At 44.3% G+C, this 26110-nt stretch carries 23 protein-coding genes and 1 pseudogene; 14 read left to right on the forward strand and 10 right to left on the reverse strand.

Features of this window, described 5'->3' with window-relative positions:
• The first annotated feature begins 133 nt into the window (after positions 1–133).
• Positions 134–1555: a PLP-dependent aminotransferase family protein gene (locus DWX84_RS02460; RefSeq protein WP_008772066.1), complete on the forward strand. Its 1422-nt coding sequence runs from the start codon at positions 134–136 to the stop codon at positions 1553–1555.
• On the opposite strand, the gene DWX84_RS02465 is transcribed toward DWX84_RS02460, so the two are convergent.
• On the reverse strand, positions 1543–2739 hold the full coding sequence (locus DWX84_RS02465) for a PLP-dependent aminotransferase family protein (RefSeq protein WP_005856630.1): 1197 nt from the start codon (positions 2737–2739) through the stop codon (positions 1543–1545). The genes DWX84_RS02460 and DWX84_RS02465 overlap by 13 nt on opposite strands.
• Before the next feature lie 117 nt (positions 2740–2856).
• On the opposite strand from DWX84_RS02465, the pseudogene DWX84_RS22145 reads away from it, so the two are divergent.
• Positions 2857–3140 (forward strand): annotated as a pseudogene (locus DWX84_RS22145) (response regulator transcription factor); the annotation flags it as partial.
• 223 nt (positions 3141–3363) lie between these two features.
• On the opposite strand, the gene DWX84_RS02475 reads toward DWX84_RS22145, so the two are convergent.
• Positions 3364–4572 carry a hexokinase gene (locus DWX84_RS02475; protein WP_048927353.1) on the reverse strand — a complete coding sequence of 403 codons (1209 nt, stop codon included), beginning with the start codon at positions 4570–4572 and terminating at the stop codon, positions 3364–3366.
• A gap of 215 nt (positions 4573–4787) precedes the next feature.
• On the opposite strand from DWX84_RS02475, the gene DWX84_RS21585 reads away from it, so the two are divergent.
• Positions 4788–4961: a hypothetical protein gene (locus DWX84_RS21585; protein ID WP_005856636.1), complete on the forward strand. Its 174-nt coding sequence runs from the start codon at positions 4788–4790 to the stop codon at positions 4959–4961.
• A 202-nt stretch (positions 4962–5163) separates the two neighbouring features.
• Here the strand turns inward: DWX84_RS21585 and DWX84_RS02480 are convergent, their stop codons facing one another.
• Positions 5164–5682 carry a cupin domain-containing protein gene (locus DWX84_RS02480; protein WP_048927352.1) on the reverse strand — a complete coding sequence of 173 codons (519 nt, stop codon included), beginning with the start codon at positions 5680–5682 and terminating at the stop codon, positions 5164–5166.
• 200 nt (positions 5683–5882) lie between these two features.
• Here DWX84_RS02480 and DWX84_RS02485 point away from each other — a divergent pair, with 200 nt between their 5' ends.
• Both DWX84_RS02485 and DWX84_RS02490 read left to right on the forward strand, forming a co-directional pair.
• A complete protein-coding gene (locus DWX84_RS02485) occupies positions 5883–6725 on the forward strand; it encodes a GyrI-like domain-containing protein (protein WP_008772069.1) in 843 nt (280 codons plus the stop codon).
• Between the two features lie 6 nt (positions 6726–6731).
• Positions 6732–7007 carry a zinc ribbon domain-containing protein gene (locus tag DWX84_RS02490; protein WP_048927351.1) on the forward strand — a complete coding sequence of 92 codons (276 nt, stop codon included), beginning with the start codon at positions 6732–6734 and terminating at the stop codon, positions 7005–7007.
• Here the strand turns inward: DWX84_RS02490 and DWX84_RS02495 are convergent.
• Entirely contained in the window at positions 6969–8057 is a 1089-nt protein-coding gene (locus DWX84_RS02495) for a winged helix DNA-binding domain-containing protein (RefSeq protein ID WP_048927483.1), read from the reverse strand. The two genes, DWX84_RS02490 and DWX84_RS02495, sit on opposite strands and share 39 nt — an antisense overlap.
• Positions 8058–8168: 111 nt before the next feature.
• Between DWX84_RS02495 and DWX84_RS02500 the strand changes: the two genes are divergently transcribed.
• A complete protein-coding gene (locus DWX84_RS02500; protein WP_005856646.1) occupies positions 8169–8768 on the forward strand; it encodes a recombinase family protein in 600 nt (199 codons plus the stop codon).
• A gap of 9 nt (positions 8769–8777) precedes the next feature.
• On the opposite strand, the gene corA is transcribed toward DWX84_RS02500, so the two are convergent.
• The 3 genes from corA to DWX84_RS02515 are packed head-to-tail and all read right to left on the reverse strand — an operon-like array spanning position 8778 to position 13784.
• Positions 8778–9854 (reverse strand): magnesium/cobalt transporter CorA, encoded by a 1077-nt coding sequence (gene corA, locus DWX84_RS02505; RefSeq protein ID WP_044544578.1) that lies wholly within the window; start codon positions 9852–9854, stop codon positions 8778–8780.
• Between the two features lie 15 nt (positions 9855–9869).
• Positions 9870–12338 (reverse strand): endonuclease MutS2, encoded by a 2469-nt coding sequence (locus DWX84_RS02510; RefSeq protein WP_044544579.1) that lies wholly within the window; start codon positions 12336–12338, stop codon positions 9870–9872.
• 15 nt (positions 12339–12353) lie between these two features.
• Positions 12354–13784, reverse strand: coding sequence for a DUF4136 domain-containing protein (locus tag DWX84_RS02515; RefSeq protein ID WP_005862083.1), 1431 nt, complete (start codon positions 13782–13784; stop codon positions 12354–12356).
• Positions 13785–14000: 216 nt separating this feature from the next.
• Between DWX84_RS02515 and DWX84_RS02520 the strand changes: the two genes are divergently transcribed.
• The 3 genes from DWX84_RS02520 to DWX84_RS02530 all read left to right on the forward strand — a co-directional run bounded on the left by DWX84_RS02520 (position 14001) and on the right by DWX84_RS02530 (position 16483).
• Positions 14001–14585, forward strand: coding sequence for a nucleotide exchange factor GrpE (locus DWX84_RS02520; RefSeq protein WP_005862085.1), 585 nt, complete (start codon positions 14001–14003; stop codon positions 14583–14585).
• 30 nt (positions 14586–14615) lie between these two features.
• The gene (gene dnaJ / locus DWX84_RS02525; protein ID WP_005856657.1) at positions 14616–15770 is read left to right on the forward strand and encodes a molecular chaperone DnaJ; all 1155 of its coding nucleotides are present in this window, start codon (positions 14616–14618) and stop codon (positions 15768–15770) included.
• Positions 15771–15910: 140 nt separating this feature from the next.
• A complete protein-coding gene (locus tag DWX84_RS02530; protein ID WP_057327748.1) occupies positions 15911–16483 on the forward strand; it encodes a cob(I)yrinic acid a,c-diamide adenosyltransferase in 573 nt (190 codons plus the stop codon).
• On the opposite strand, the gene DWX84_RS02535 is transcribed toward DWX84_RS02530, so the two are convergent.
• Together DWX84_RS02535 and kbl are read right to left on the reverse strand one after the other, a co-directional pair.
• Positions 16480–17325: a histidinol-phosphatase gene (locus DWX84_RS02535; protein WP_122377407.1), complete on the reverse strand. Its 846-nt coding sequence runs from the start codon at positions 17323–17325 to the stop codon at positions 16480–16482. The genes DWX84_RS02530 and DWX84_RS02535 overlap by 4 nt on opposite strands.
• A gap of 78 nt (positions 17326–17403) precedes the next feature.
• On the reverse strand, positions 17404–18594 hold the full coding sequence (kbl, locus tag DWX84_RS02540) for a glycine C-acetyltransferase (protein ID WP_005856664.1): 1191 nt from the start codon (positions 18592–18594) through the stop codon (positions 17404–17406).
• 179 nt (positions 18595–18773) lie between these two features.
• Here kbl and DWX84_RS02545 point away from each other — a divergent pair, with 179 nt between their 5' ends.
• Positions 18774–19727 carry an NAD-dependent epimerase/dehydratase family protein gene (locus DWX84_RS02545; RefSeq protein WP_005862091.1) on the forward strand — a complete coding sequence of 318 codons (954 nt, stop codon included), beginning with the start codon at positions 18774–18776 and terminating at the stop codon, positions 19725–19727.
• An 89-nt stretch (positions 19728–19816) separates the two neighbouring features.
• Here DWX84_RS02545 and trmD read toward each other — a convergent pair whose 3' ends face one another.
• The gene (trmD, locus tag DWX84_RS02550) at positions 19817–20491 is read right to left on the reverse strand and encodes a tRNA (guanosine(37)-N1)-methyltransferase TrmD (protein ID WP_008772076.1); all 675 of its coding nucleotides are present in this window, start codon (positions 20489–20491) and stop codon (positions 19817–19819) included.
• A gap of 254 nt (positions 20492–20745) precedes the next feature.
• Here trmD and pheT point away from each other — a divergent pair, with 254 nt between their 5' ends.
• From pheT to DWX84_RS02570, 4 genes are all read left to right on the forward strand, one after another.
• Entirely contained in the window at positions 20746–23208 is a 2463-nt protein-coding gene (gene pheT / locus DWX84_RS02555) for a phenylalanine--tRNA ligase subunit beta (protein WP_005862093.1), read from the forward strand.
• Between the two features lie 39 nt (positions 23209–23247).
• Positions 23248–23979, forward strand: coding sequence for a YebC/PmpR family DNA-binding transcriptional regulator (locus DWX84_RS02560; protein ID WP_005856672.1), 732 nt, complete (start codon positions 23248–23250; stop codon positions 23977–23979).
• Positions 23980–24125: 146 nt separating this feature from the next.
• Entirely contained in the window at positions 24126–24890 is a 765-nt protein-coding gene (locus tag DWX84_RS02565; RefSeq protein WP_122377408.1) for a hypothetical protein, read from the forward strand.
• A gap of 133 nt (positions 24891–25023) precedes the next feature.
• Positions 25024–26082, forward strand: coding sequence for a DUF4621 domain-containing protein (locus tag DWX84_RS02570; protein ID WP_005862095.1), 1059 nt, complete (start codon positions 25024–25026; stop codon positions 26080–26082).
• The last annotated feature ends 28 nt before the right edge of the window (positions 26083–26110 follow it).

Genomic DNA, 26110 nt, shown 5'->3' on the forward strand with positions numbered 1-26110 from the left:
ACTCGAATACCTTTCTTTTATTTAAGAATAGCAAAGCAATACAAAAGTCATTCTGTAAAAGTAATTCAAAGTCCAAAACAGATACAGACACGATTTTTGTATATTTGCAGGATACAGATAACACCTGACAAGTATGAAAAAAGAAATCCTATATCAAGAAATAGCGAGAACTATTGCCTGTCAAATTAAGAAAGGCGTGTGGAAAGCTGGTGAGAAACTACCTTCTTTACGCACTATTAGCAATGAAAATGGTGTAAGTCTTAATACTGCAATTCAGGCATATTATGAATTGGAAAAAGACGGATTTATAATATCACGCCCAAAATCAGGTTATATTGTCAATTACAAACCCATACGCCTATCTGTTCCAGCGACAACACAACCGTCTGTAAAGCCTGAGAGCAAAGAGGTGATAGATTTGATTGCTGACGTATACAGCTCGTTAGAAATAGGAGATAAATCGATCACTCGATTTTCATTAGGAATGCCCGAAGATATTTTATTACCAATTGCAAAACTTAATAAAGAACTTATAAGAGCTATGCAGGCACTTCCGGGTAATGGAACCCGGTATGATGAAACACAGGGAAATATGCGATTACGTAAATCTATAGCTCGTTTTACGTATAGTTGGAAGGGAAACTTGACAGAAGATGATATAGTGACAACTGCTGGAGTTACTAATGCGGTTGCTTTAGCTTTATCTGTAATTACTAAGGTAGGAGATACTATTGCGGTTGAAAGTCCGGTCTATTTTGGAATGTTACAATTAGCCAATAGTATGGGGTTGCGTATATTGGAATTACCTACCAATCCAGTAACAGGGATTGATCCAGATGCGCTGAAAAAAGTTTTACCACAAATTAAAGCTTGCCTGCTTATAAGCAACTTTAATAACCCATTGGGAAGTTGTATGCCTGATGAACATAAAAGGGTAGTTGTTGATATGCTGGCCGGATATGATATACCTTTGATCGAGGATGATTTATATGGTGATTTATTTTTTGGTAATTCACGTCCTAAGCCCTGCAAGGCTTTTGACAAGAAGGGGCTTGTTTTATGGTGTGGTGCGGTATCTAAAACATTAGCGCCGGGGTATCGGGTAGGATGGATTGCTCCCGGCAAATTTAAACATGCTATTATTCGCCAAAAGAATATTCACCTTATTTCTACGCCTGCGCTTAATCAAGAAGCGGTTGCCAATTTCATGGAGAATGACAGATACGAAAACCATTTACGTAAACTGCGACAAGAATTATACGCAAACAGTATTCATTTTGCCCATTCCATCATGGATTACTTCCCCGAGAATACAAAAATTGTTACTCCACAAGGAGGATTTATGCTTTGGGTGGAATTAGACAAACAGATTGATACAACAGAACTTTATTATCGGGCTATGCAGCGAAAAATAAGCATAGCCCCCGGACGTATGTTTACATTACAAGAGCAATATACCAATTGTATGCGTTTAAGCTATGGACAACGATGGACTCCACTTCTTGAAGAACGTTTAAAACAATTGGGGGATATAATTAAAAATCACTTTAACTGATGTATGTATTCTTTTAGTACTTCCCCTATTACTTGAAGTCCTTTCATGATTCTATCTTCTGGCATATTAGAGTAATTTATTCTAAAAGTATTTTCTTTGTGCTCAACAGGATAAAATGAACTGCCGGGTACAAAGGCTATTTTCTGTTCAATGCATTTTTGCAGGATGTCATGCGCTGAAATATTTTCGGGTAATTCAATCCAAGTAAATAACCCGCCTTGAGGATGAGTATATTTTATGTCATTAGGAAAATAGCGTTCAATACATTCTAAAGCTATATCTCTGCGTTTTCTGTAGACTTCTACTATTTTGCTAATATGCTCATCAATATCATATCGTTTTAGATATTCGGCAATAGTCATTTGAGCTATTGTGTTACACTGCAAATCAGTGCCCTGCTTAACTAACACATACTTGCGGATAATATCTTTATCACCTGCAATCCACCCAATCCGAAAGCCCGGACAAAAGATTTTAGAAAAACTACCAGTGCATAAGATATTACCTACCTTATCAAAAGACTTTATAGAGGGTAAAGACTCTCCTTCAAACCTTAATTCTCCATAAGGGTTATCTTCAATAACAGGAATATCATATAAAGCAGATAGTTCAGCCAGTTTTTTTCGTCTTTCCAAACTCCATGTTTTTCCAGTGGGATTTTGAAAGGTTGGTATTACATATATTAGTTTTATATTTTGAGTATTATTCAGTACCTCTTCCAAAGTAGCCATATCCATGCCTTCTTCATCTGTTGGAATTTCAATGAAGCCACTCCCATATGATTTGAATGCGCTAATTGCTGCTAAATAGGTGGGGCTTTCACACAATACGATATCACCATCGTCCAGAAATACTTTTCCGGATAAATCTAATCCTTGTTGCGAACCGTGAGTTATAAGAATATTATCCTTATCAAACGATGTCCCTAAGCGTTCATTCATTCGTTTGGCAATCCATTCACGTAAAGGATAATACCCTTCAGTAGTCGTATATTGAAGAGCTTTTGCTCCTGCTTCTTGTAAAACGACCTGATTCATTTTGTTAATTTCATCTATGGGGAATAGCTCAGGGGCAGGTAGTCCACCAGCAAATGAAATAACATCTTCCCGTTCTGTAACTTTGAGTATTTCTCTTATTTCCGAAGCCTTTATATAAGACATTCTCTTGGCAAATTTCAACTTCATAATCATTAAATATATTTGAAAACTAAAATAATGCAAAGTAAAGCATAATAGATAAATGAGAACAGATACAATTTGCACAATATCAGCGGGTACAGATTTTCGGAACCAAGTATTATCCCGATTGTATCGCCTACCGAAAGAATCAAACGGACAGTTATCAATAGAAAGACAGGACTGATACTTGCGTCGAAGTTATTCTAGCCGAACCTCAATTAACCAAGCGTGAGAAAGAAATACTAATATTAATTCGGCAAGGTTTTCTGAGCAAAGAGATCGCTTATAAGCTAAATCTTAGTATTTATACGGTAAATAATCACCGAAAGAATATATTGGCAAAGCTAAATGTAGATAATGTGATCGAAGCTATCAATAAGACGGAAAATTTCGGTATTCTCTATTGATTACGATATCCAATCCAAACCACTAGCTAATATTGATATGATTGCGGTTATATTTCATCCTCTGGGGCTGAATCCATTTGTGCGATGCGCTATGAGTGAATTATACAATCATTTTTCTGCGGAAAAAGTAGTGCGGGTATCGTATGTAAAGAATACCCGCACTTTCTATTTATTTTGAAAAACGTAATTTTATAGTTCAAGATTCACTTCATTCATATTGATTTCAAGAGAGCGCCGCTATACCTGTTCCTATCAAGTTTGCGTTATTCATATTGTTGATATGGATTTCGACATCCGCTAATGCGGATTCATTAAGGAGTTCTTGTAATTTCTCCAGAACAAGAATGTTATAGTTTTTATCTTTTCTATTCTCGCTCCAAAATAGACTGCCTTCGGCTACTAGACAGATTTTTTGTATATCTTTATTATATGATCTCAGTAACTGAATAAGGCCCAGTAGCGATGCGGCGACTAATTGTGCTGATCTGTTGTAGATCCAATGAGCTACATCTACATATACGTCCTTGTGAATATCCGGATAGTTCATGATAGCGGTCAATTTTTGGGCATCGAATTTATTCTCAAACTCATCCAAAGGGAAAGCCGCTTTCAATATATCGCCTAGATACATACCCGAAACCGCTTTCTCAAATCGCTGTTTTCCAAGGCTGCCTGAAATGGCGTCAACCGTATCATCGACTGTCGTGAGGAATGGAGGATGGAAGTTACCCGACTCTAGGTTGACAGGGACTAAGCCTTGTATATTATAGCTCGGATCTAATTTCTTTATTTTATCCGCCGGAATGAAAGTGGCCATGTTGGTGCCTGTTCCTACGATCAGACCGATATAGGCGTCATAGCTATTGTCGGTTAGGCCGGCAAACAAGCTGGCGATAGTATCGTTTAATACTTTAATACCTGTAAATTTGATTTTACAATGTTCGTTTAGGTAGTCGAGAAGTGGTTTGCCAACTAATTGCCCTACCATTTCTTTAATGTCGACTCCTTTTGTCCAACGTAACAATTTGGCGTCTCCACTGAGTACGGATTCTGCTGGATAAGAAAAACAATAGCCGATTGGCATTTCCTCATCCCGTTTTATCCCGACAATCATATCGGCTAATTCTTTAAATAGCTCCTCACGAGTATATCCCGGTGATTTCATGATCGACATGTCTTTTTTCCACCCATTGTTGGGATGGATGGTTGGTGATCCTTGTCCAAGATCGACGGTCGCTACTCTATAGTTGGTTCCTCCTAAATCGAGAACCAATGCTTTTCCATTAATATCAGAGGTTTTGGGAGAGATAAAAGTCGGTATGCATTGTATCTCCGCATTTTCATGTTTTAATCCCTCTTCAACCTTTTCCCGAAATGAACAGGCTATCTCTTTGAGTTGGTCATTTTCTAACCAGAAAATATTTTTCTCCATAAGATTGATTTTTTGATTTTGAAATATCCTTGTTAGTGAATAACAATTTAGAAAGGGATTTGACTATCCTTATTGGTTGATTAAGTTAAGGAGATAAATTTTGGATACTGTAAAATTTGTCGTGTTAAATTTAAATTTTGTATAAACAAAAGGGTGACGATGTCTGTTTAAAACATCAAACAGATGATTTTATTTATTAATCTAAATTAAGATATATGATACCGAAAGTGGAGATAGAAGCAGGCAAGGCGGATTTAATCCGTGAGATTTTAGGCGTTAATGATTTGCAGGACATTAACTTACTTGATGAGTACCGTGATATATTTATAAAATCACAAAAGTCTGCGTATGAGAATGAATCTGTTAATGATATTAATTGTACGGATTGAATTTTGTGAGAAAAATGTCTTATATACAGGGCATAGGATGAGAATATATTATTCAATATTCTGTTTACTAGTATATTACAGTTTCTTTGTATTTCTTTCTTAGGAAACTACAGTTTCCCGCTAGGATAGAAACTGCAGTTTCTTCTAGGGGAAACCGGAGTGTCTTTTAGGCTCGGTTTGTGTAAACGATAAGGAAAATCTACTACTTATCATTTACGGCCTTCCCATATTCCTCATCACTTACCGGCTCAAGCCAAGTGTTTTTATTGGTTTGGGGATTACATTCTACGGCGATATGCGAAAACCAACTGTCCGGTGAGGCGCCGTGCCAATGCTCTATGTTTGGTGCGATTTCGACAACATCCCCGGGTAGTAAACGACGGGCGCTTTTACCTCGTTCTTGATAATAACCCACACCACCTACGGCGATGAGTATCTGCCCTCCTGTATGCGTGTGCCAGTTGTTTCGGCAGTTAGGTTCAAACGTTACGTTAAACATTGGTACGTTTAAATCCTTATTGCTTGTTAATGGCACCAGCCAAGACTTCCCCGAGAAATATTGTTCAAACCCGGTGTTTTCATTTCCTGTAGGGAATTCACTAATTTTTGGAATTTCAGTTTTCATTTCTTGTGCGTTTATATTGCCAATGGAGATTAATGTGATCAACATGGCAATGGTTATTTTCTTTATATTCATATTTGTTTTCTTGATTTTATTCATATTACAAAATTATTTAAGATATTCCATTGCTTTTGTATACCAATTACTGATAAGTGTAACAGAATTACTGATTTTACAATCTATAGAATCTTGAAGTTGATGGCTTTTAAATAAATATAGGGGAAATCTCAAATTGGCGAGATTGGACAATTGTTAGTCTGTTGGGATTATGTATTTTTGTCATCATAAGAATCTATAGGATGAAGCCTGATACGGAAAACATATATCAACGGAAAATTAATCAAGTAATTGATTATATCAATGCGAATTTGCATCTCCCTTTACGACTGGATATAATAGCCGGGCAGGTAAACGTGTCCGAGCGGCAGCTACTACGTATTATGAAAGGAGCCTTGAATGAGTCATTATATGCTTATGTGGCAAGGCAACGTGTAGAGCGAGCGGTTCTATATATGCATACGGAAGATATGAGTCTGGCAGATCTAGCGAGTCGGGTAGGCTATGATAACCCCCAATCTTTCTCGAAAGCGTTCAAGAAACAATTCAGCGTATCTCCGAAAGCTTATATGGATAAGTTGCGAGCACGTCTGAGAGAAGAGACCGAGAAGTGGAGTAATCCACACGATCTTGAAGTTGAGGTTTGTGAGGTAGATGATTTAGATTTGGTTTATATCCGGATTTTTGGAAAATATGGTGAGGCGGAACCCTATGAGGAGGCATGGAATCTGTTGATCGGATTCTTAAAAGAGAATCAAGCGTTATCAGAGGACACCCGCTTTATTGGTCTAAGTTTTGATGACCCGAACGTCACTCATCCGGACCAATGTCGTTTTTACGCTTGCGCTTCGGTCGGGAAGGAGATTATTCCATCAGGGATGTTCGGTACGATTCGTTTGCAGAAAGGAAAATATGCGGTTTATACCTTAAAAGGTAGTTATGCGGGATTACAAGAACTATATAATACTATAAATATAGATTTCAATTATACCAAACGGCATGGAATGGCGTTTGAGGAATATGTGAGTTATTCGGAAGAGGATGACGATACGCAAGTGACAAAGATTTATATACCAATAAAATAAATTAGTATGGAAACAAAATTTTGCCAAAGCTGCGGTATGCCGCTGCAAAAGAATGAGGAGTTAGGAACGAACCATGACGGAAGCAAGAATGAGGAATATTGTTGCTATTGTTATAAGGACGGGGCCTTCACGATGGACTGTACGATGGATCAGATGATCGATCATTGTGCCCAGTTTGTCGATGAGTTCAATAAAGATGCGGACTTTCATTATACGAAAGAGGAGGCCGTAGCGAATATGAAATTATTTTTCCCGACATTGAAGCGCTGGGCGGTACAATAAGCCTCTATAAAAAGCGTCTATCTGCGCTTCGGCTTGCTGGATTAGTTTCACTGGAATGCGGGGCTTCTTCTCGAAAAAGTCCATTTCTATTTGAATGGTGTTTTTTTTAATGGAGCGGCTCCAATTACCTATTATCTTTCCGTTATACAAGATAACCGGGTAGAAGGTGCCGAATCGGTTGAACGCTTTTGGATGATGTTCTAGCGGCAATACGTCCGTGCGGTTTTTGTAACTGATCAAGTATTCATCGAAGGCGGGGAGGAGACGCAGTACAGGTTCGCTCTCATTTTTTCCTTTCCATGATTGGTGGATGAAATATTCACGGGAATCGAACGTCTCGGTCATTAACTCCGCCTTGATCAGATTGATAGCGAGCCTACACTCGGTAGCGGTTAGCCCGGACCACCAAACAAAATCCTGTAACTGGGCAGGGGAGTGGCTTTGAAAATATCTGGATGCCAATCTCGCCAGAGCCTCTTCCCTGCAAAGTTCACGAGTAGGAGGGACACGTTCGTCCAATAAGGCGTAAGTCGTTTTCTTTCCTTTATCGATCCCGCTACAGACGATGCCTTCCACCTCACCCCATGTAAGGAAAAGGTTTACGTGATCTATGGTGGGCAAAATCCCGGATTTTTGCAATTCCGCCGTTACTTCTTGTTTGGTCAGGCTTTTGTATCCTTCCAATATCTTTCCGATCTGATCTAGGCATCTTGTGAACAGCGTTTTTTCTATCTTCCCGAAATGTCCCTTGGCGTACGACATAACGGCAGCCTTGATACGCTCGGAAGATAGCATAAGCATCCAACGGATATCCTCGGCGGCCACGAAATGCCAAGTAGGACGCATCACATGGGTACGTAGAATATCACCTTTGTACAAAGCCTCATTTACCTTTTCAAGGGAAGAGGATCTCAAGCGAATACCGATCGCCCATTTGGCCATCTCATACTCCTGCGCCTGGATAGCGCCCATCCAAGAGACCAACTCTTTCGGGGACTCGAATCGGGGTTGTTCCAATTGTTGGCTAGCTACTCGTATATGTGTTATCATAATATATGAATATAAACGCAAATGTACGAAATAAAGCGTTAAACATCCCATAATCTTGAAGATATACTCATTCTTTTTGTACCTTCACGCTAGAAACAATTAGTGAAATTTATGACGATAGCGTATTTAAATGTGGCTACAGACCGGCAACACTTGGATATTCAAAGGGAAGAGATCTCTTCTTTTGCCGCGGCCAAAGATATCCATGTGGATAAATGGGTCATGGAAGTATCCGGAGAGAAAGCGAAACAGCCGGGACCAAAGTTAAAACTTGTTCTCGAACGCTTGAAGAAAGGGGATGCCTTGATCGTATCGGATATTACCCGTTTGTGTCTTACCTTATATGAGTTGATGGGGATACTTACCGTTTGCATGGAGAAGGACGTGACGGTCTATTGTATAAACGACCGTTATATATTCGATGACCGGATGGATCGCCAATTGATGATTAATGTCTTCAAGCAAGTAGACGAGATTGATCACAGTCTGGTTTCCATACGTACAAAAGACGCCTTGGAACAGGTGAAAAGTACGGGAAAGCGGTTGGGACGTCCTAAAGGCTCGGAATCCAAGTTGTTCTTCTTAGACGCCCATAAGGGGGAGATCATGAACATGTTGGAGCGGGGAGAATCGGTAGGATCGATTTGCGAGCATTTCAACGTCTCTAAGAATACTTTTTATAAGTATAGGAAGAAATTCTTCAGATCGTAAGGATTGGTTTTAATACCAATCCTTTCGTTTCATATATAGCCAAGTCAATACTCCGGTAACTATCATGACGGCCCAAGCTATGAAATAACCGTAACGCCAATCCAATTCCGGCATTATCTTGAAGTTCATACCCCATACGCCCACCAAGAATGTCAAAGGGATGAAAAGGGTGGAGACAATCGTCAGCCGTTTCATGATGGCGTTCATCCTAAGATCGTTATTGGATATATAAAGATCGACAAGGGAAGAGGTGATTTCCCGGCAGCTTTCCGTTGTTTGGATAACGAATTGGAGTTGGTCTTGCAGGTCATTATAGATCGGCAGGATATCCGGGGTGATAATCCCGTTCTCTGTTCGTAATAGTTTTGAGAATTGATCTTTCAGCGGTTGGCTATTCTTACGGATAATCATGTACTCATGGCGGTGTTGTTGGATTAGGGAACCCATATTACCCTGATCGTTCTTAGGATCGAGCAAAGTCTCTTCTATATCCTCTAGTATCTCTTCTACCTTTGAGGCGGATTCTACTAAATTCGCTATGATCGTGTTTAGAAGGAAAGCGAGCAGCAATCCACTGCCTTTTTTCCGGATGTTCAGCATGTTGGATAGTAGCGCTTTATGAGCGGCCTCGAATACGGGGTTGTTGCTTTCCGTAAAAGTGATAACCGTATTGTTCGCTACCAGTATACTGATGTGCTCAGACCGCATCTCGTTATTGACATCGTAATAGCAGGAGTTTAATACGATAAGCATTCGTCCTTTGTATTCCTCTACCTTGACCACGTGTTGGGGAGTCAAGATATCCTTAGCGTCCAGATTATGCAGTCCGAAATCTTTTACGATACGGGTAATGGCATCCGCATTGGTCAATCCGCTAACCTCGAACCAATTGATCTGATCCGAGTCGGATAGTTTGCTGAAAGAGGTGTCGGTTATCCGCACCTCTTTCGTATGCAAAGATTGTTCGTTGTATTGCGTGAGACGGATGCCGGTTGCTGTCTCATGTTCGCCGGCGTAATAATACTTGTCCGATAAATGCCGGTTGGATATATGTCTTCTCCTGTGTGTATATTCATTCCGTCTCATAATAAGGATCTCTTTTTAATCGAATTCAACAACGGTGATGCCGGCGCCTCCGAACTGCACATGCTCGTCTTGAAAACGACGGACACCGGGAACCGTGCGCAGATAATCCCGGATTAGCTGACGTAAGATACCCGTACCGGTTCCATGCAAGATGCGAACCTTGCCTGCCCCGACTTGAATGGCGTCGTCGATAAAATAGGTCACGCTTTGCAATGCCTCATCGCCCCTCATTCCTCTCACATCGATTTCTTGCTTAAAGTTTATCTTCTTCTCATGCATATTGTCAGTGGTCTGGGAGCTGACGAACGTGCTTTTCTGGATTTCCCGTTTGATCTGGCCTTTGCTTACCTTTTCCAACTGCTCCAGCTTAACTGTGCTTTTGATCATCCCGAATGCTACTACGGCCTGCTTTCCTTGTAGTTCCATAACGGTTCCGGCGGAAACCTGCCCTTTAAGGCGTACATTGTCGCCGACCTCTATCACCTCTTTATTAAATATCGGCTGGGCCGTCACTTTTTGTTTCTGTTTCTTCCGTTCGTTCCGTTCCTTGAGCTTCGCCATCTTGCGTGCGATCTTATCGTCTTCTTCTTCGGTGGCCATTACGGAGTTCTTGAACTCTTCCAAGGCTTTGCGAGCCAGTTTGGTCTGTTCTTTTTCCGCTTGGGCCTCCTTGATCTCACGAACGGTATTCTCGATCTTGGCGTTAGCCTCCGCTAGAATACGTTGGGCCTCGGCCTTTGCCTCCCGGATGATCTCTTTCCGTTGCTTGTTTACGGCTTCCAAGTCTTGTTCATAACGGGAAGTGACATCTTCCAGTTTTTTCTCCTGCTGACGGATATTCTGCCGTTTGCTTTCCCAGTACCGTTTATCGCGTACGATATCTTGCAGGTATTTGTCCATATTGATATAATCCGCTCCGACGTTCGCAGAAGCGTCGGCTATCACGTCCTCGGGCAGACCGATCTTGCGTGCGATCTCTACGGCGAACGAGCTACCCGGATTTCCGATAGAAAGCTTGAACAAGGGCTGCATCAAATGGCGGTCGTACAACATGGCACCGTTTACGATACCCTCCGTATCCTCGGCGAAATGCTTCAAATTCTGGTAGTGGGTCGTGATTACCCCAAAGCTATGATTCCGGTTGAAGCGATCCAATAAAGCCTCGGCGATAGCGCCGCCAATCTGGGGTTCCGTACCGCTACCGAACTCATCGATTAGGATAATGGTCCGCTCGTTACAATTCTTCACGAAATACTTCATGTTGGTAAGGTGGGAACTGTAGGTACTCAAATCGTTCTCGATGCTTTGCTCATCGCCTATATCGATGAATATATGCTCGAAGATCCCGGTTCTTGATCGCTCATGCAAAGGAATCAATAAACCACATTGCAACATGTATTGAAGTAATCCGACCGTTTTCAGGCAAACGGATTTACCACCGGCGTTCGGACCGGATATGATCAAGATCCGTTTTCCCTCGGTCAGCTCGATATCGAGGGGAACTACCTGCTTGCCCTGTTTCTGTAAAGACAGGAATAAGAGCGGATGCACGGCACGTGCCCAATCCATTTGTCGCTTATCCTCCACGATCGGCTTGATCGCCTTGACTTGCTCCGCGAATAACGCTTTCGCACGAATGAAGTCAATGTCGGCAAGAAACTCGTAAGATTGTAGGATATCCGGAGCTAAAGGACGGATCACGTTCGTGAATTCCGTCAGTATCTTAATGATTTCCCGGCGTTCTTCCCCTTCCAGTTCCCGGATGCGGTTATTCGCTTCCACGACCACCTCCGGCTCTATAAAGACCGTCTTGCCACTGGCGGACTCATCATGTACGATACCTTTTATCTTTCGTTTGAAAGCCGGGGCTACCGGGATCATCAAACGACCGTCGCGCATGGTCGGTGTCACGTCCTTATCGACAACCCCGTCTGATTGTGCCGCACGGAGGATGGATTGCAGGCTGCGGGATATACCGCTCATCGTGATCGTTATCTCCCTGCGGATTTGCGATAGGGTGGAGGAAGCACTGTCCTTGACCTTGCCGAATTTATCGAGGATGCTATCGATCTTTCCAATCAATTGGGGGAAGACAAAGATATCTCCCGCCAATTCAGTCAAGGCCGGATACTTGATTTCCTCATCGTCCATGGGCTTGAAGAAGCGTACGATGTCATTGATCGTTTGCAGGGAACGTTTGAGGTCGAATAACTCCCGTTCATCCAGCCAAGTACCTTCCGGCCGAATCCGTTTCAAGGAATAGCGCACGTCGAAGAAATAACTGGCGGGGAATTCCGTGTCTCCGTGTAGGATACGGATAAACTCATCGGTTTGTTCCAATCGCTTGGATACGACCTCGAAATCGGCGGAGAATCCCATCTCCGCTACCCGCTCTTCCCCGAGCGGGCTTAAACATTTTTCTGTGATTAAGTGACGGATCTTATCAAAGCCCGTCTTTTGTTCAAAATTTTGTGGATATATCACGTGTTTGTAAAATCTTTATTTGATCTCTACCGTCACTTCAGAGCGAATGGTAGGACGGATAATTACTTCTAATTTTGTCTTGCCACGCTTTATATTAAATGTACAGGCGTTGTTGCCGGACGGATTAATATAAGGGGCGAAATAGTATAAATAAGAGAACGCCGGCAAGTAATCGGAGCTTTGCGACGCATCCGCTATTTGGGGATATTTGAATACGTCCCAAAACATGCAATATTTGAAACCGTTCGCGTCCGTAAACATCGTCTTCGGATCACGATATTGCATCGTGTTCGTGATAAAGCGTTTGTAGGCGGATGAGAACTCCTCTGCCGAATGATCCATCTTATGGCGGCCGATCTTTTCTATAATGTCACGAGGACGGATGCCTGCCGCATAAGCGGGAGAGTTACGATCTACGTCAACCACTTGATCCAATTTATCGATATCGTAGCTGATCCCCGTATAATTATAGGTCTTCTTGCTCACCTTGAACGGTACGTTACGTCCGTATTTCGTGTATGGGTATTGCATACACATCAACGGGACATGCACCCGGGCGTATTCGTCTAAACGATAAGAGTCTTCCAGCAACTCGTTCGCCTCACATTCCCAGAGTACACGTCCGGGGATATCTTTTTGATCGATGATACGGATACCGAATTGCAACAGATATTCGGCTTCCGCTTCGGCGGCGGCGTAATTCAAGAACGGGAATTTCTCCATCTTACTGTGCGAGAAGTTGTACCGGTAAGTCGGTTCTTTTTCTACCAATACTTTATTCGCTCCCAGATAGTTCGGGTTCTTATCGAAAAAATAGAAAGTCTGTATCAATAAATCCGGCTTCGCGATATCAACCGTAAGTCCTTTTTTGGTCAACTCGTTCTCGATGCATTCGTTGATGACCGTTTCCAGTTTACGGTTATTCTCGTCGATGGTCGAGAAGGCGAATGTCTTGAAGTTACCGAAATCTACGCCGTCGGATGTGACGGTAGTCTTGAACGGGCATACGAATTCTTGCTCATTGGTTGTCTCCAAGCTATACATCGCATAGGCGGACGCCAGCTGGTCTTCCGTGATGGCGTTACTTTTCTTGCAGTCCTTCTTTACCAATACTTGTTTAGAAGGAGAGGAAAGGTTGCTGATGGTCAATAGGACATCGTTTCTTCCGGCGGGATTCAGCAGTTGAGGGATCTCATCGACAGATATTTCCGTCACAGGTACACCGTTGATCTCCTCGATCACGTCGTATTTCTTAATACCTGCTTGCTCGGCGGATGAATAAGGGATGACGCTTTTAATGACCGGCTTGTTGTTTCCCCAGTTCTTGCTCTGGCTGATATCGTATGTGAAGCCTAGTCGGCAGATGGATGTATTCCTGTTTTGGGCGGAAACCGTACAGACCGCCAATACTAATAGTAACGTTGATAAAATCACACTTCTCATCATATTCTGGAATTTTATTTACTCTAAAAATACCTGTTTCGTTTAAAACATAGGCAAAGGTAAAGATATTTTTGATGTGGTGGAATAGTTGGCAATATATTTGCTGCTATAATAGTGTATGAACTTGATATGGATGCTGTGTATATACTTTTTAAGGGTATTTATGTGGTACCGTATTTCGCTTACAATTAGTTAGTAATGAAAAAAATCAGATAGATTATGAGCAAGATGAATCCAAACGAGAAAAAAGAAAACGCTTCAAAAAACGAAAACGTGAATAATGAGGAAGCGACAAATTTGCAGGAAGAACAGTCAAATGCGGCAGATGAAACTGCCGGCTCTGACAATGTGTCGGGCGAGGTGGAAGCCTTGCAAAAGAAATATAACGAATTGAACGATTCCCACCTGCGCTTGATGGCGGAGTTTGACAATTACCGTAAACGTACGATGCGTGAGAAGGCCGATTTGATCAAGACTGGCGGCGAGGGTGCGTTAAAGAACCTTCTTCCTATTATCGACGATTTCGAGCGTGCTTTGCAGAATGTCCGCACGGCTGAGGATGTAGAGGCCGTTAAAGAAGGCGTGGACTTGATTTTCGGTAAGTTCATGGGCTATCTGTCTCAGCAAGGCGTAAAGCCGATCGAGGCCATAGGCAAGCCGTTCAACACGGAGGAGTTTGAGGCTATCGCTACGATTCCCGCTCCGGAACCGGACATGAAGGGCAAGGTATTGGATTGCGTACAAACTGGATATACCTTATTTGACAAGGTAATACGTCACGCTAAAGTAGTAGTGGGAGAATAATCGGAAAATCGGCAAATAACAAATACAAGGATGGCTAAAAGGGATTACTATGAAGTGCTGGGCGTTGAGAAGAATGCTTCGGCGGATGAGATAAAGAAAGCGTACCGTAAGAAGGCGATACAATTCCACCCGGATAAGAACCCGGGCGATAAGCAAGCGGAGGAGAACTTTAAGGAGGCGGCTGAGGCATACGACGTGTTGAGCGATCCGCAAAAGCGTCAGCGTTATGACCAATTCGGCCATGCGGGTGTCGGCGGGGCTTCACAAGGTGGTGGCTTCGGTGGTGGTATGTCCATGGAGGATATCTTCTCCCAGTTCGGTGACATCTTTGGTGGACATTTTGGCGGTTTTGGTGGCTTCGGTGGTTTCGGCGGTTCTCGTGGAGGACGCCGGGTGAACCGTGGATCGGACTTGCGTGTGAAGGTGAAGCTGAACCTGAAAGAGATCGCTAACGGCGTGGAAAAGAAGATCAAGGTGAAGAAGTATGTGCCTTGTTCGCATTGTCACGGTAGCGGGGCGGAAGGCTCGGAGGGTGTGAAGACGTGTGATACGTGTAAAGGTAGCGGTGTCGTTACCCGTATCGCCAACACGATCCTTGGGCAGATGCAGACGCAGACGACTTGTCCTACTTGTGGTGGCGAGGGCAAGATCGTTGTCAAGAAATGTACGGAGTGTAACGGTGAGGGCGTCGTTCGCGACGATGAGATTATCACGATCAATATCCCTGCCGGTGTAGCCGAGGGCATGCAGCTCTCCATGAATGGTAAAGGCAACGCCGCACGACATGGTGGAATCAACGGCGACTTATTGATCCTTATCGAGGAGGAACCGCATCCGGAGTTGATTCGTGATGAGAACGATCTGTTATACAACCTGCTATTGAGTGTTCCGCAAGCAGCCTTGGGAGCCACGGTAGAGGTCCCGACCATCGACGGAAAGGCGAAATTGAAGATCGAGCCGGGTACACAGCCGGGTAAGGTGCTTCGTTTGCGTAATAAAGGACTTCCTTCCATCAATAGTTATGGTACGGGCGATTTGTTGGTGAACGTGAGTGTATATATCCCCGAGACTTTGTCGTCTACGGAGAAAGAGACGCTGAACGGATTGGAGAATTCACCGAACTTCCAGCCTAATAAGACGATGAAAGAGAAAATCTTCAGTAAGTTTAAGCACTTCTTTGATTAACGAATAGGAAAGACTATTGTGTTCGTGTGAGAACACTATAGTATTCGTGGATAAACACAGTAGTGTTTGGAAATGAATACTATAGTGTTTATCGCCGGAATACGGTAGTCTTTTTTCATAAGTCCTAAAATGAGTATCCTATGAGAATATATACCCGTGGAGGAGATAAAGGAAAAACCGGCATACATGGCGGTGAGCGTGTCGATAAGGATGACATCCGTATCGAGGCGAATGGGACGTTGGATGAGTTGAACGCCGAGATCGGCATTGTCCGTACGTTGCTGCCTCCCGATCATGAATGGCAGGTGTTGCTGGGTAGGATACAGCGTGAGATGATGGCCGTGATGTCTCATGTGGCGACACCATCGGCGATCCGTGATCAGAATCCGAATCCGCTTCCCGATGATTTGGCCGTCTTTTGTGAGTCCCATATCGATGATCTATCCGCCCAGATGGAGGATAACGGGTATTTTATCCTTCCGGGAGGCACACCTGTTTCGGCGCACCTCCAATTGGCCCGTACGATCACCCGCAGGGCCGAACGCCGCTTGTGGACATTGAATCGGAAAGACCCGGTTCCTGCCGGGATCATGGCGTTCGTGAATCGTTTATCGGATCTGTTCTTTACGATGGCACGTTATGACATGTTTCGTCAAGGGAACGCTGAGGAACGTTGGCAATCCTTCCTGTATAAGCGGAAAAATAAATCCTAGAGGGCGATATCTTGCCATTTGCCTTTCACGAGCTCACGGGTGGACTTGAAGCCGGCTTGCTTCAGCAACTTGAAAGCCTCCTTGCGACCGTCGTTCACCAAATCCGGATAATGGCAATCGGAGTTCACCATGACAGGGATATTCATTTCCCGCATCCGTGATAGGTATTCCACACGGGGGTAAAGCTCTTTTTTCTTGGTCCAGTTCTTGGTGTTGACCTCTACCATCAATCCTTTCTCCTGAACCAGATCCAGACAAGCCTCAAAAGGCTTCCGATACCAATCCTCCTCAAAATTGAAGATCTCGTACTTCTGTCCGTTCATATAGATCTTATCCATATGCCCGACGATATCGATGCCTCCGGCCTCTATCATTTTCATCGTGGTATCGAAGAAACGCTTGACAAGCAACCGGACATCTCCCTCGAAATGCCGCTCCACGGAGTGGGCGTATTCCCTGAATGAGCCGTCTATACAGACCATGTTCTCTTCGACCAGACGCTCTGATACGGGCAGGAAATGGATGGAACCGATCCGGTAGTCCAAAGGCAACTCTTGGAAATAGGGGATCGAGGCGTTATAGGTCTCGTCCAGATAATCAATCTCCAGACCGGCATATATTTCTAGTTGATCGCTGTATTTCTGTTTTAGTCGTTTTATCTCTTGCAGATACTCCGGCATATCGTCTTTAGACATATTCCAGAAGGTCTCGAACGGAAGCGGCGAGTGGGAGGAAAAACCGTACGCACGGAACCCGTGTGTTATGGCGAATCTCACGAAATCCTCCGGAATACTTCTTCCATCACAAAAAGTACAATGACTATGGTAGTTACTGAGTTGCATGATTGTTCTTAGTGATTAAAAAGCCACATCCAGATCATCTTGCCCGGATGTGGCCTTGTATGATGAATGAGAGAGGTGTTATTTGATAACGCCTAGCTCTTTTCCTACCTTGATAAACGCGGCGATAGCCTTGTCCAGATGCTCAGTCTCGTGGCCGGCGGACAATTGTACACGGATACGAGCTTGTCCCTTCGGTACTACCGGGTAATAAAAACCGGTTACGTAAATACCCTCTTCCTGCATCTTGGCGGCGAAATCTTGAGACAACTTAGCGTCGTACAACATAACAGCGCAGATAGCGGATTGAGTCGGCTTGATATCGAAACCGGCTGCCAGCATCTTGTCGCGGAAGTAACTTACGTTGTTCATTAATTTCGTATGTAAAGCGTCGCTTTCCTTCAACATCTTGAACATCTCCAAGCTTGCGCCTACGATGGCCGGAGCCACGGAGTTAGAGAACAAGTAGGGGCGAGAACGCTGGCGTAACATATCGATAATCTCCTTCTTTCCGGTCGTGAAGCCACCCATGGCACCACCGAACGCCTTACCCAGCGTACCCGTGAAGATATCTACACGTCCGTAAACATCAAACTGCTCGGCTACGCCATGGCCCGTCGGTCCAACGACACCGGCAGAGTGAGATTCGTCCACCATAACCAATGCGTCATATTTCTCGGCAAGCTCGCAAATCTTGTCCATCGGAGCGACATTGCCGTCCATGGAGAACACGCCGTCCGTGGCGATGATACGGTGACGTTGGGCCTGCGCCTCTTGTAGGCAACGCTCCAAGTCCGCCATATCGGCGTTAGCGTAGCGGTAACGTTTAGCCTTGCATAAACGAACGCCGTCGATGATAGAGGCGTGGTTCAAGGCATCCGAGATGATAGCGTCTTCCTCGCCGAACAATGGCTCGAACAAACCACCGTTAGCGTCGAAACATGCGGCGTAAAGGATCGTGTCCTCAGTCTTGAAATAGTCGGAGATGGCTGCTTCCAATTGCTTGTGCAAATCCTGCGTTCCACAGATGAAACGAACGGACGACATACCATAACCGTGTGTATCCATGGCTTCTTTCGCGGCCTTGATCAGTCGTTGGTTATCGGACAGGCCAAGATAGTTGTTGGCGCAGAAGTTCAAAACATCACTTCCGGCATTTACTTTGATGTCGGCTCTCTGTGGCGTAGTAATGATACGCTCGTTCTTGTATAAACCAGCGGCTTTGATGCCTTCAAGTTCATTTGTCAAGAATTCTTTAAGTTTTCCGTACATAAAAACTTCGTTTTTTATTAGTATTTAGATGTGAGTAGTAGCTTCGTTGTCAAAGCGACAGACAAAGGTCTGTTTTTTTTTTGAATTTTAATACTAAAAAAGAGAAGAAATTCATGTCTAAACTGTTTTATTCTCTATACCTTTGCCGACGGAAAAAAACTTAAATCTCATTAAACGCGATGAAGAATGTATTAGTAATTGGTTCTACCGGTCAGATCGGATCAGAGTTAACCATGAAATTAAGAAGTATCTACGGTGGGAACATAGTAGCGGGTTATATCCCGGGTGCGGAACCTAAAGGCGAGTTGTTAGAATCGGGACCTTCCGCTATCGTGGATATCACGAACGAGCAGCAGATCGCTGAGACGGTATCAAAATATAATATTGATACGATCTACAACTTGGCGGCTCTTTTGTCGGCTGTAGCAGAGGCTAAACCTCAGTTGGCGTGGAAGATCGGAATGGGGGGCTTGTTCAATGTGCTTGAGGTGGCCCGTGAGATGCACTGCGCCGTATTTACGCCGAGCTCTATTGGCGTTTTCGGTAACAATACCCCGAAAGACAAGACTCCTCAAGATACGATCCGTAATCCTCGTACGATGTACGGCGTGACGAAGGTATCCGGTGAGTTGTTAAGTGATTATTATAATATCCGTTTCGGCGTGGACACACGTTCGGTTCGGTTCCCCGGATTGATCTCTTATGTGACACCTCCGGGTGGTGGTACGACGGATTACGCTGTCGATATTTACTATTCGGCCGCTAAGGGCGAGAAATTCGTTTGCCCGATCGCAGCCGGTACTTTCATGGATATGATGTACATGCCGGACGGCTTGCGTGCCGCTATCGAGATTATGGAGGCGGATTCTACGAAGTTCGTTCATCGCAACTCTTTCAACATTGCGTCGATGAGTTTCGATCCGGAGATCATCTTTAATAATATCAAGAAATATATGCCGGACTTCCAAATGGAGTATGAGGTAGATCCTTTGCGTCAGGCTATAGCCGAGTCGTGGCCGAACTCCTTGGATGACACTTGCGCCCGCCAAGAGTGGGGCTGGAAGCCGGAGTATGATTTGGATGCCATGACAAAAGACATGTTAGCTAAATTGAAAGAACGTTTCAATAAATAAGAGTGATGTTGTAGCCATGATTGTTTGTGGATAGAGGGGCCGGGGTATCATCGGGGGGGGATGATCCCCGGCCTTGTTTTTTAACGCTGCTATTTCAATAAATCCGGCCGGAGGCGTGCCGTACGCTCTTGTGCTTGTTGCAAGCGCCATTCTTCGATCTTGCGCTGGTGCCCGGATAATAGTACCTCGGGTACTTTCCAACCTTTGTAATCGGCGGGACGTGTATAAACAGGCGGGGCCAGTAAGTCATCTTGGAAGGAGTCGGAGAGGGCGCTTTGCTCGTCGCCGATCGCTCCCGGTATCAAGCGTACCACGGCGTCGGTTATGATAGCGGCGGCCAGCTCTCCTCCGGTAAGGACATAGTCTCCTACGGATATCTCTTTCGTTATCAAATGCTCACGGATACGATAGTCGATCCCTTTATAGTGCCCGCAGAGGATAATCATATTATTTAGTAAAGACATGCTGTTGGCCATGGGCTGGTTGAGTGTCTCGCCATCCGGGGAGGTATAGATTACCTCGTCATATTCCCGTTCGCTTTTCAACGCTGAGATCGCCCGGTCTATCGGTTCGATCTGCATCACCATTCCGGCCTCTCCTCCGAACGGATAATCATCCACCCGCCTCCATTTATTAGTGGTGTAATCCCGTAGGTTATGTAAATGAATCTCCGCTAATCCTTTATCTTGCGCCCTCTTGACGATAGAGCAATTAATCATCCCCTCGATCATCTCGGGAAGTACGGTAAGTATATCTATACGCATAAAAAATAGTTGTAACGTTAAAACCTCCCGCAAAGGTACATCTTTATTCTGACTCATCGTAAAGTGAGTCTCTATTATCTATGATTCGCGATAGAAAATTAAGAATGAATGAAACGCATGCGTTGGCGCAGTTAAGAGTTCGTAGAAGTTCATGAGGATATTTTTGTATCGTTTGAATTATTATTCGTACTTTTGTCCGTCAATTCGGCGGCTATCAATAGAGGCCGTCTCTTTAGAGAATAAATTTTATAGCGATGAATATATCTTACAATTGGCTGAAAGAGTATCTTGATTTCGATCTGGAGCCAGAAGAAGTTGCTGCGGCGCTTACCTCTATCGGTTTGGAAACCGGTGGAGTAGAGGAAGTTCAAACCATTAAGGGCGGACTTGAGGGACTGGTTATCGGTGAAGTGTTAACTTGTGAGGAACACCCGAATTCTGACCATTTACATATAACGACCGTAAATGTAGGTGGCGAGGCTCCTTTACAAATCGTATGCGGCGCCCCGAACGTGGCTGCCGGACAGAAAGTGGTCGTAGCCGTGAATGGCACGAAACTGTACGACGGTGATGAATGCTTTACCATCAAGAGATCTAAGATCCGTGGCGTTGAGTCCAACGGTATGATTTGCGCCGAGGACGAGATCGGTATCGGTACCGACCATAACGGTATTATCGTACTTCCCGCCGATGCTGTTGTAGGTACGTTAGCTAAAGATTATTATAATGTAAAGAGCGACTACGTGCTGGAGGTGGATATCACCCCGAACCGTGTAGACGCTACTTCCCATTTCGGTGTCGCCCGTGACTTGGCCGCTTATTTGAAGCAAAACGGCAAGCCCGCCGAATTGAGACGTCCTTCGGTAGACGCTTTCAAGATCGATGACGAGACACCGGGTGTAGAGGTCGTGGTAGAGAATACGGAGGCTTGTCCCCGTTATTCCGGTGTTACGATCAAGGGCGTTACGGTGAAGGAGAGCCCGGAGTGGTTACAAAACCGTTTGCGTGTGATCGGCCTTCGTCCCATCAATAACGTAGTGGATATAACGAACTTTATCCTGCATGAGTTGGGGCAGCCTTTACACTCTTTTGACGCGGGTAAGATCAAAGGAAATAAAGTGATTGTCAAGGCGGCCGAGGCTGGTACGAAATTCGTCACGTTGGATGGCGTGGAGCGTACGTTGACCGATCGTGACTTGATGATTTGTAACGTCGAGGAACCGATGTGTATCGGTGGCGTGTTCGGCGGTTTGGATTCCGGCGTGACGGAGGAGACCACCGACGTATTCTTGGAATCCGCTTGTTTCCATCCGACGTGGATTCGCAAGACCGCTCGTCGTTTTGGCTTGAATACGGACGCTTCTTTCCGCTTCGAGCGTGGTTTGGATCCGAACAATACGATGTATGTATTGAAACGTGCCGCCTTGTTGATACAAGAGTTGGCGGGAGGTAAGATCACGGGTGCCGTACAGGATGTTTATCCTACCGTGGCGGAACCGTATACGGTTGAGGTGACTTACGAGAAGATCAATACGTTGATCGGTAAGGATATTCCGGTAGAAACCGTGAAAAGTATCTTGGCAAGCCTTGAGATGGAGATCGTATCCGAGACTGCCGAGGGCTTGACTTTGCATGTTCCCGTATATCGTATCGATGTGCAGCGTGATGTAGACGTGATCGAGGACATTCTTCGTATCTACGGATATAATAACGTGGAGTTCAGCGATAACGTGAAGTCCAATTTAAGTTACCAGACTCCTACGGATCGTAGCTGGAAATTGCAGAACTTGATCTCGGAGCAACTTTGCGGTTGTGGTTTCAACGAGATCATGAACAATTCCTTGACACGCTCCGCTTATTATACGGATCTGTCTGTTTATCCGGAAGCGCATTGTGTCATGTTGATGAACCCGTTAAGCGCTGATTTGAACTGCATGCGTCAGACCTTGTTGTTCGGAGGCTTGGAGAGCATCGAGCATAACATGAAGCGTAAGAATGGCAATGTCCGTTTCTATGAGTTTGGTAATTGCTATGATTATAATATCGATAACAAGAAGGAAGATGAGACCTTGGCGCAGTTCAGCGAGGATTACCGTCTAGGCATCTGGGTAGCCGGCAACCGGGTGGAGAACAACTGGGCGCATCCTGACGAGAAATCTTCCGTTTATGAGTTGAAGGCTTACGTAGAGAATATCTTAGCCCGCTTGGGTGTGGATATGAAACGGGTTATTTTCGGTAACTTGACGAATGATATCTATTCTTCGGGCCTAAGCATCACGACCGGTTCCGGACGTCAATTGGGTACGATGGGTATCGTAAGCAAGAAACTTCGTAAGATGCTGGATATCGATATGGAGGTTTATTACGCTGAGTTGTCGTGGACCCAATTGATGAAGGAGATCAAGAAGGCGAAAGTAACCTTCTCCGAGATTTCCAAGTTCCCGGCCGTTAAACGTGACTTGGCGTTGTTGCTTGATAAGAGCGTACAGTTTAGCGAGGTAGAGAAAATCGCTAAGGATAGCGATCGCAAGCTATTGAAGGAAGTATCTCTGTTTGACGTTTACGAGGGCAAGAATCTTCCGGCGGGCAAGAAGTCGTATGCCGTAAGCTTCTTCATGCAAGATGAGAGCAAGACTTTGAACGATAAGCAGATCGACGCTATCATGAAGAAGATCCAGACGAATCTGGAACAAAAGCTAGGTGCTCAATTGAGATAAGAATTTAATTACATAAAATAAAGATAAACTGATAAACATATGGGAAGAGCGTTTGAGTTTCGTAAAGCGAGAAAGTTTAAGCGTTGGGGCAATATGGCCCGTGTATTCACGAAGTTAGGTAAGGAAATCACGATCGCGGCAAAACAAGGTGGGCCGGAGCCCGAGAATAATCCTCGTTTACGTGTGTTGATGCAGAACGCCAAAAAGGAGAATATGCCGAAGGAGAACGTGGAGCGTGCCATTAAACGTGCTGTATCCAAGGATTTCACGGATTATAAGGAGATGAACTATGAGGGATATGGTCCTTTCGGTATCGCTATCTTCGTTGAGACCGCTACGGATAATACGACTCGTACGGTAGCCAACGTTCGTAGTTATTTCAATAAGAACGGTGGTTCTCTGGGAACATCCGGTAGCTTGGAGTTCTTGTTCGATCATAAATGCGTATTCCATATCGCTAAAAAAGAGGATCTTTCTTTAGAAGACCTAGAGTTGGAGTTGATCGACTTCGGTGTAGATGAGGTTGAGGAAGACGAGGACGAGGTTGTTCTTTATGGTGAGTTCGCACAGAATTCGGCGATCCAGAAATATTTGGAGGAGAATGGTTTCGAGATCTTGAGTAGTGAGTTCGTACGTATTCCGAACGATTTGAAGGAGGTTACTCCGGAACAGCGTGAGTCTATCGAGAAGATTATCGAGAAATTAGAGGAAGACGAAGACGTTCAAAACGTATTCCATAATATGAAGGAAGACGATTCTGAGGAGGAATAACGTACGCTTATACGTAAAATAGTATACTTTATCCGTAAAAAAGCGACATCGAGGCAAATTCGATGTCGCTTTTTCTTTTTTACAACGAATGTTTCATGTTTTTTATTTATTTTTGTGAGTCTAGGGTGAATAACAATTTAACTTATATGGTGAAAATGAAAAGACTATTTCTTCTTTGTGCGTTCGTGAGCATGTTTGCGACGTGTAATTTTATCTCAGCTCAAAAGGAGTTAGGGATTTTCAATTCTGTTTCGGCAGGAGTGGGTGTTGGTTTGACGGGTGTAGATGTGGAAGTCGCTACTCCTATTACGCCTTATCTGGCGTTGAGAGGTGGTCTTACCTTTATGCCGGGTTTCAGCATTAATACGGACGTGGATGTAGATGTTAACGATCCGCGAGCGGGTGTGTATAATGATACATACTCCATGGATGTCAAAGGTAGCTTGAAACGTACTTCCGGACAGTTGTTGGTGAATGTTTACCCGTTTCCTCACGCTTCTTCGTTCTTCGTTGCGGCCGGCGCCTATTTCGGTGGTTCTTCCTTGGTGAAGATAGAAGGACATAGTGATAAGCTGAAAGACCTGATCGCCCAAGGAGAAAGTGCGGGCATAGTTATCGGTGATTATACGATTCCGGTGGATAATAACGGTAATGTATCCGGTGGATTGAAAGTGTCCGGTTTTCGTCCTTATCTAGGTCTTGGATTCGGTCGTGCGGTTCCTAAGAAACGGGTTGGCGTGATGTTTGAGCTGGGTGTGCAATTCCATGGCAAACCGGAGGTGTATACGGATTCAGGGGATGTAAAGGACTTGGTGAATGAGATAGACGAGGATGATACCTTTACGAAGATCATGGATAAGCTAACGGTTTATCCGGTCATGAAGATTCGTATTTGCGGAAGAATATTTTGATTGTCAAAGATAGTATAAGCTAAGAGTGGCGTTAATAATACGATGCCACTCTTTTTTTTATGGCTAAACTTTCATTTATTTTGTTTATTTTTGTGCGCTGTTAGGGTCATAATTTTGATAAAAATAACTTTATATGAAAAACAAACATTTGGTGATGCTATTGCTATCATCTTGCTGTTTAGCGGCATGTGTGGATAGTAAGTATGATTTAAGCGATGTCAATACGGACGATGCGGTAATGGGTGAGTCTTGGGTAGCTCCCCTCGGTACGGGTTATGTAACGTCGGATGACGTTGTGAATGTAGAGAAAGTCCCTTCCATTCGGGAAGTCGACGGGGCTTACGTCATGATCTATGATGGAGAGATGAAGATTAAGGGGAAAAGCTTACGGGCCGCCTCTGATAAAGTGGAGATCGCCTCGGAAGATATAACGACTGGGGATATCGATGGCTTGTTCGATGGCGATTTCGTTTTGGCGTTAACGAACCCCCACATTACGTTAAAGTCGAATGTAAAGAATGCCTCTTTGGATTGTAGCTTGTCTATCGAGGCTGAGAACGCAAGTAAAAAGGAGGCTACTTCCTCTGATTTTACCTTGTCAACGGTGTCTCCTAATATTTGGATCGGCCCTCTTGATCCGAAGACGGATGCTTTTAAGTTTGTCAAGAACGAGAAGTTACCGGGAATCGTACAGATTGTTCCTCAAAAAATACATTTGTCTTTGTCCGCTGATAGCAAACAATGGGCGAACGCTCCTGCGGATGCCTTGAGTGAGTTACGTTATGCGGTAGAGCTTCCGTTGACTCCGGCACCGGAATTTAGCGCCGTATCCGTCGAGCGGATCGAGGACGCTTTTGATGAGGATTTCGTAGACTATATTTTCTCGGACGGAAGCGCGAGGATCTATGGAGAGGTTACGAACGAGATGCCGTTCGATATGTCTATCGAGATGGTGATCATGGATGAGAACAATGTACCGGTAGATATCCAATTTCCGGCGCAAGAGGTAAAAGGACAATCCGGAGAGGTTGTCTTCGAGATCACGAAGGAGGATATGCCGAAAATGAAGGACGCACGTCATATAGACCTGAATTTACATTTAACGGGTAGAGATCAAAGCGAGGCTTTGAAGAAAGGCCAGAAAACGACCTTCAACTTGAAACTCAAGAAAGAAGGCGGAATTTCTATTTGATCCCAGTACTAACCATTTAAATTACGAA

It is taken from the genome of Parabacteroides sp. AF21-43 (assembly GCF_003635435.1).
GTDB lineage: Bacteria > Bacteroidota > Bacteroidia > Bacteroidales > Tannerellaceae > Parabacteroides > Parabacteroides distasonis.

What these genes read in the sequence shown, in the direction of transcription:
- DWX84_RS02545 (WP_005862091.1), top strand. Translation starts at nt 18,774, where the DNA reads ATGAAGAATGTATTAGTAATTGGTTCTACCGGTCAGATCGGATCAGAG.
- DWX84_RS02570 (WP_005862095.1), top strand. Translation starts at nt 25,024, where the DNA reads ATGAAAAACAAACATTTGGTGATGCTATTGCTATCATCTTGCTGTTTA.
- DWX84_RS02495 (WP_048927483.1), bottom strand. Translation starts at nt 8,057, where the DNA reads ATGATAACACATATACGAGTAGCTAGCCAACAATTGGAACAACCCCGA.
- corA (WP_044544578.1), bottom strand. Translation starts at nt 9,854, where the DNA reads ATGAGACGGAATGAATATACACACAGGAGAAGACATATATCCAACCGG.
- pheT (WP_005862093.1), top strand. Translation starts at nt 20,746, where the DNA reads ATGAATATATCTTACAATTGGCTGAAAGAGTATCTTGATTTCGATCTG.
- dnaJ (WP_005856657.1), top strand. Translation starts at nt 14,616, where the DNA reads ATGGCTAAAAGGGATTACTATGAAGTGCTGGGCGTTGAGAAGAATGCT.
- DWX84_RS02480 (WP_048927352.1), bottom strand. Translation starts at nt 5,682, where the DNA reads ATGAATAAAATCAAGAAAACAAATATGAATATAAAGAAAATAACCATT.
- DWX84_RS02535 (WP_122377407.1), bottom strand. Translation starts at nt 17,325, where the DNA reads ATGCAACTCAGTAACTACCATAGTCATTGTACTTTTTGTGATGGAAGA.
- DWX84_RS02565 (WP_122377408.1), top strand. Translation starts at nt 24,126, where the DNA reads ATGGTGAAAATGAAAAGACTATTTCTTCTTTGTGCGTTCGTGAGCATG.
- DWX84_RS21585 (WP_005856636.1), top strand. Translation starts at nt 4,788, where the DNA reads ATGATACCGAAAGTGGAGATAGAAGCAGGCAAGGCGGATTTAATCCGT.
- DWX84_RS02460 (WP_008772066.1), top strand. Translation starts at nt 134, where the DNA reads ATGAAAAAAGAAATCCTATATCAAGAAATAGCGAGAACTATTGCCTGT.
- DWX84_RS02500 (WP_005856646.1), top strand. Translation starts at nt 8,169, where the DNA reads ATGACGATAGCGTATTTAAATGTGGCTACAGACCGGCAACACTTGGAT.
- DWX84_RS02530 (WP_057327748.1), top strand. Translation starts at nt 15,911, where the DNA reads ATGAGAATATATACCCGTGGAGGAGATAAAGGAAAAACCGGCATACAT.
- DWX84_RS02465 (WP_005856630.1), bottom strand. Translation starts at nt 2,739, where the DNA reads ATGAAGTTGAAATTTGCCAAGAGAATGTCTTATATAAAGGCTTCGGAA.
- kbl (WP_005856664.1), bottom strand. Translation starts at nt 18,594, where the DNA reads ATGTACGGAAAACTTAAAGAATTCTTGACAAATGAACTTGAAGGCATC.
- DWX84_RS02520 (WP_005862085.1), top strand. Translation starts at nt 14,001, where the DNA reads ATGAGCAAGATGAATCCAAACGAGAAAAAAGAAAACGCTTCAAAAAAC.
- DWX84_RS02490 (WP_048927351.1), top strand. Translation starts at nt 6,732, where the DNA reads ATGGAAACAAAATTTTGCCAAAGCTGCGGTATGCCGCTGCAAAAGAAT.
- DWX84_RS02475 (WP_048927353.1), bottom strand. Translation starts at nt 4,572, where the DNA reads ATGGAGAAAAATATTTTCTGGTTAGAAAATGACCAACTCAAAGAGATA.
- DWX84_RS02560 (WP_005856672.1), top strand. Translation starts at nt 23,248, where the DNA reads ATGGGAAGAGCGTTTGAGTTTCGTAAAGCGAGAAAGTTTAAGCGTTGG.
- DWX84_RS02515 (WP_005862083.1), bottom strand. Translation starts at nt 13,784, where the DNA reads ATGATGAGAAGTGTGATTTTATCAACGTTACTATTAGTATTGGCGGTC.
- DWX84_RS02485 (WP_008772069.1), top strand. Translation starts at nt 5,883, where the DNA reads ATGAAGCCTGATACGGAAAACATATATCAACGGAAAATTAATCAAGTA.
- trmD (WP_008772076.1), bottom strand. Translation starts at nt 20,491, where the DNA reads ATGCGTATAGATATACTTACCGTACTTCCCGAGATGATCGAGGGGATG.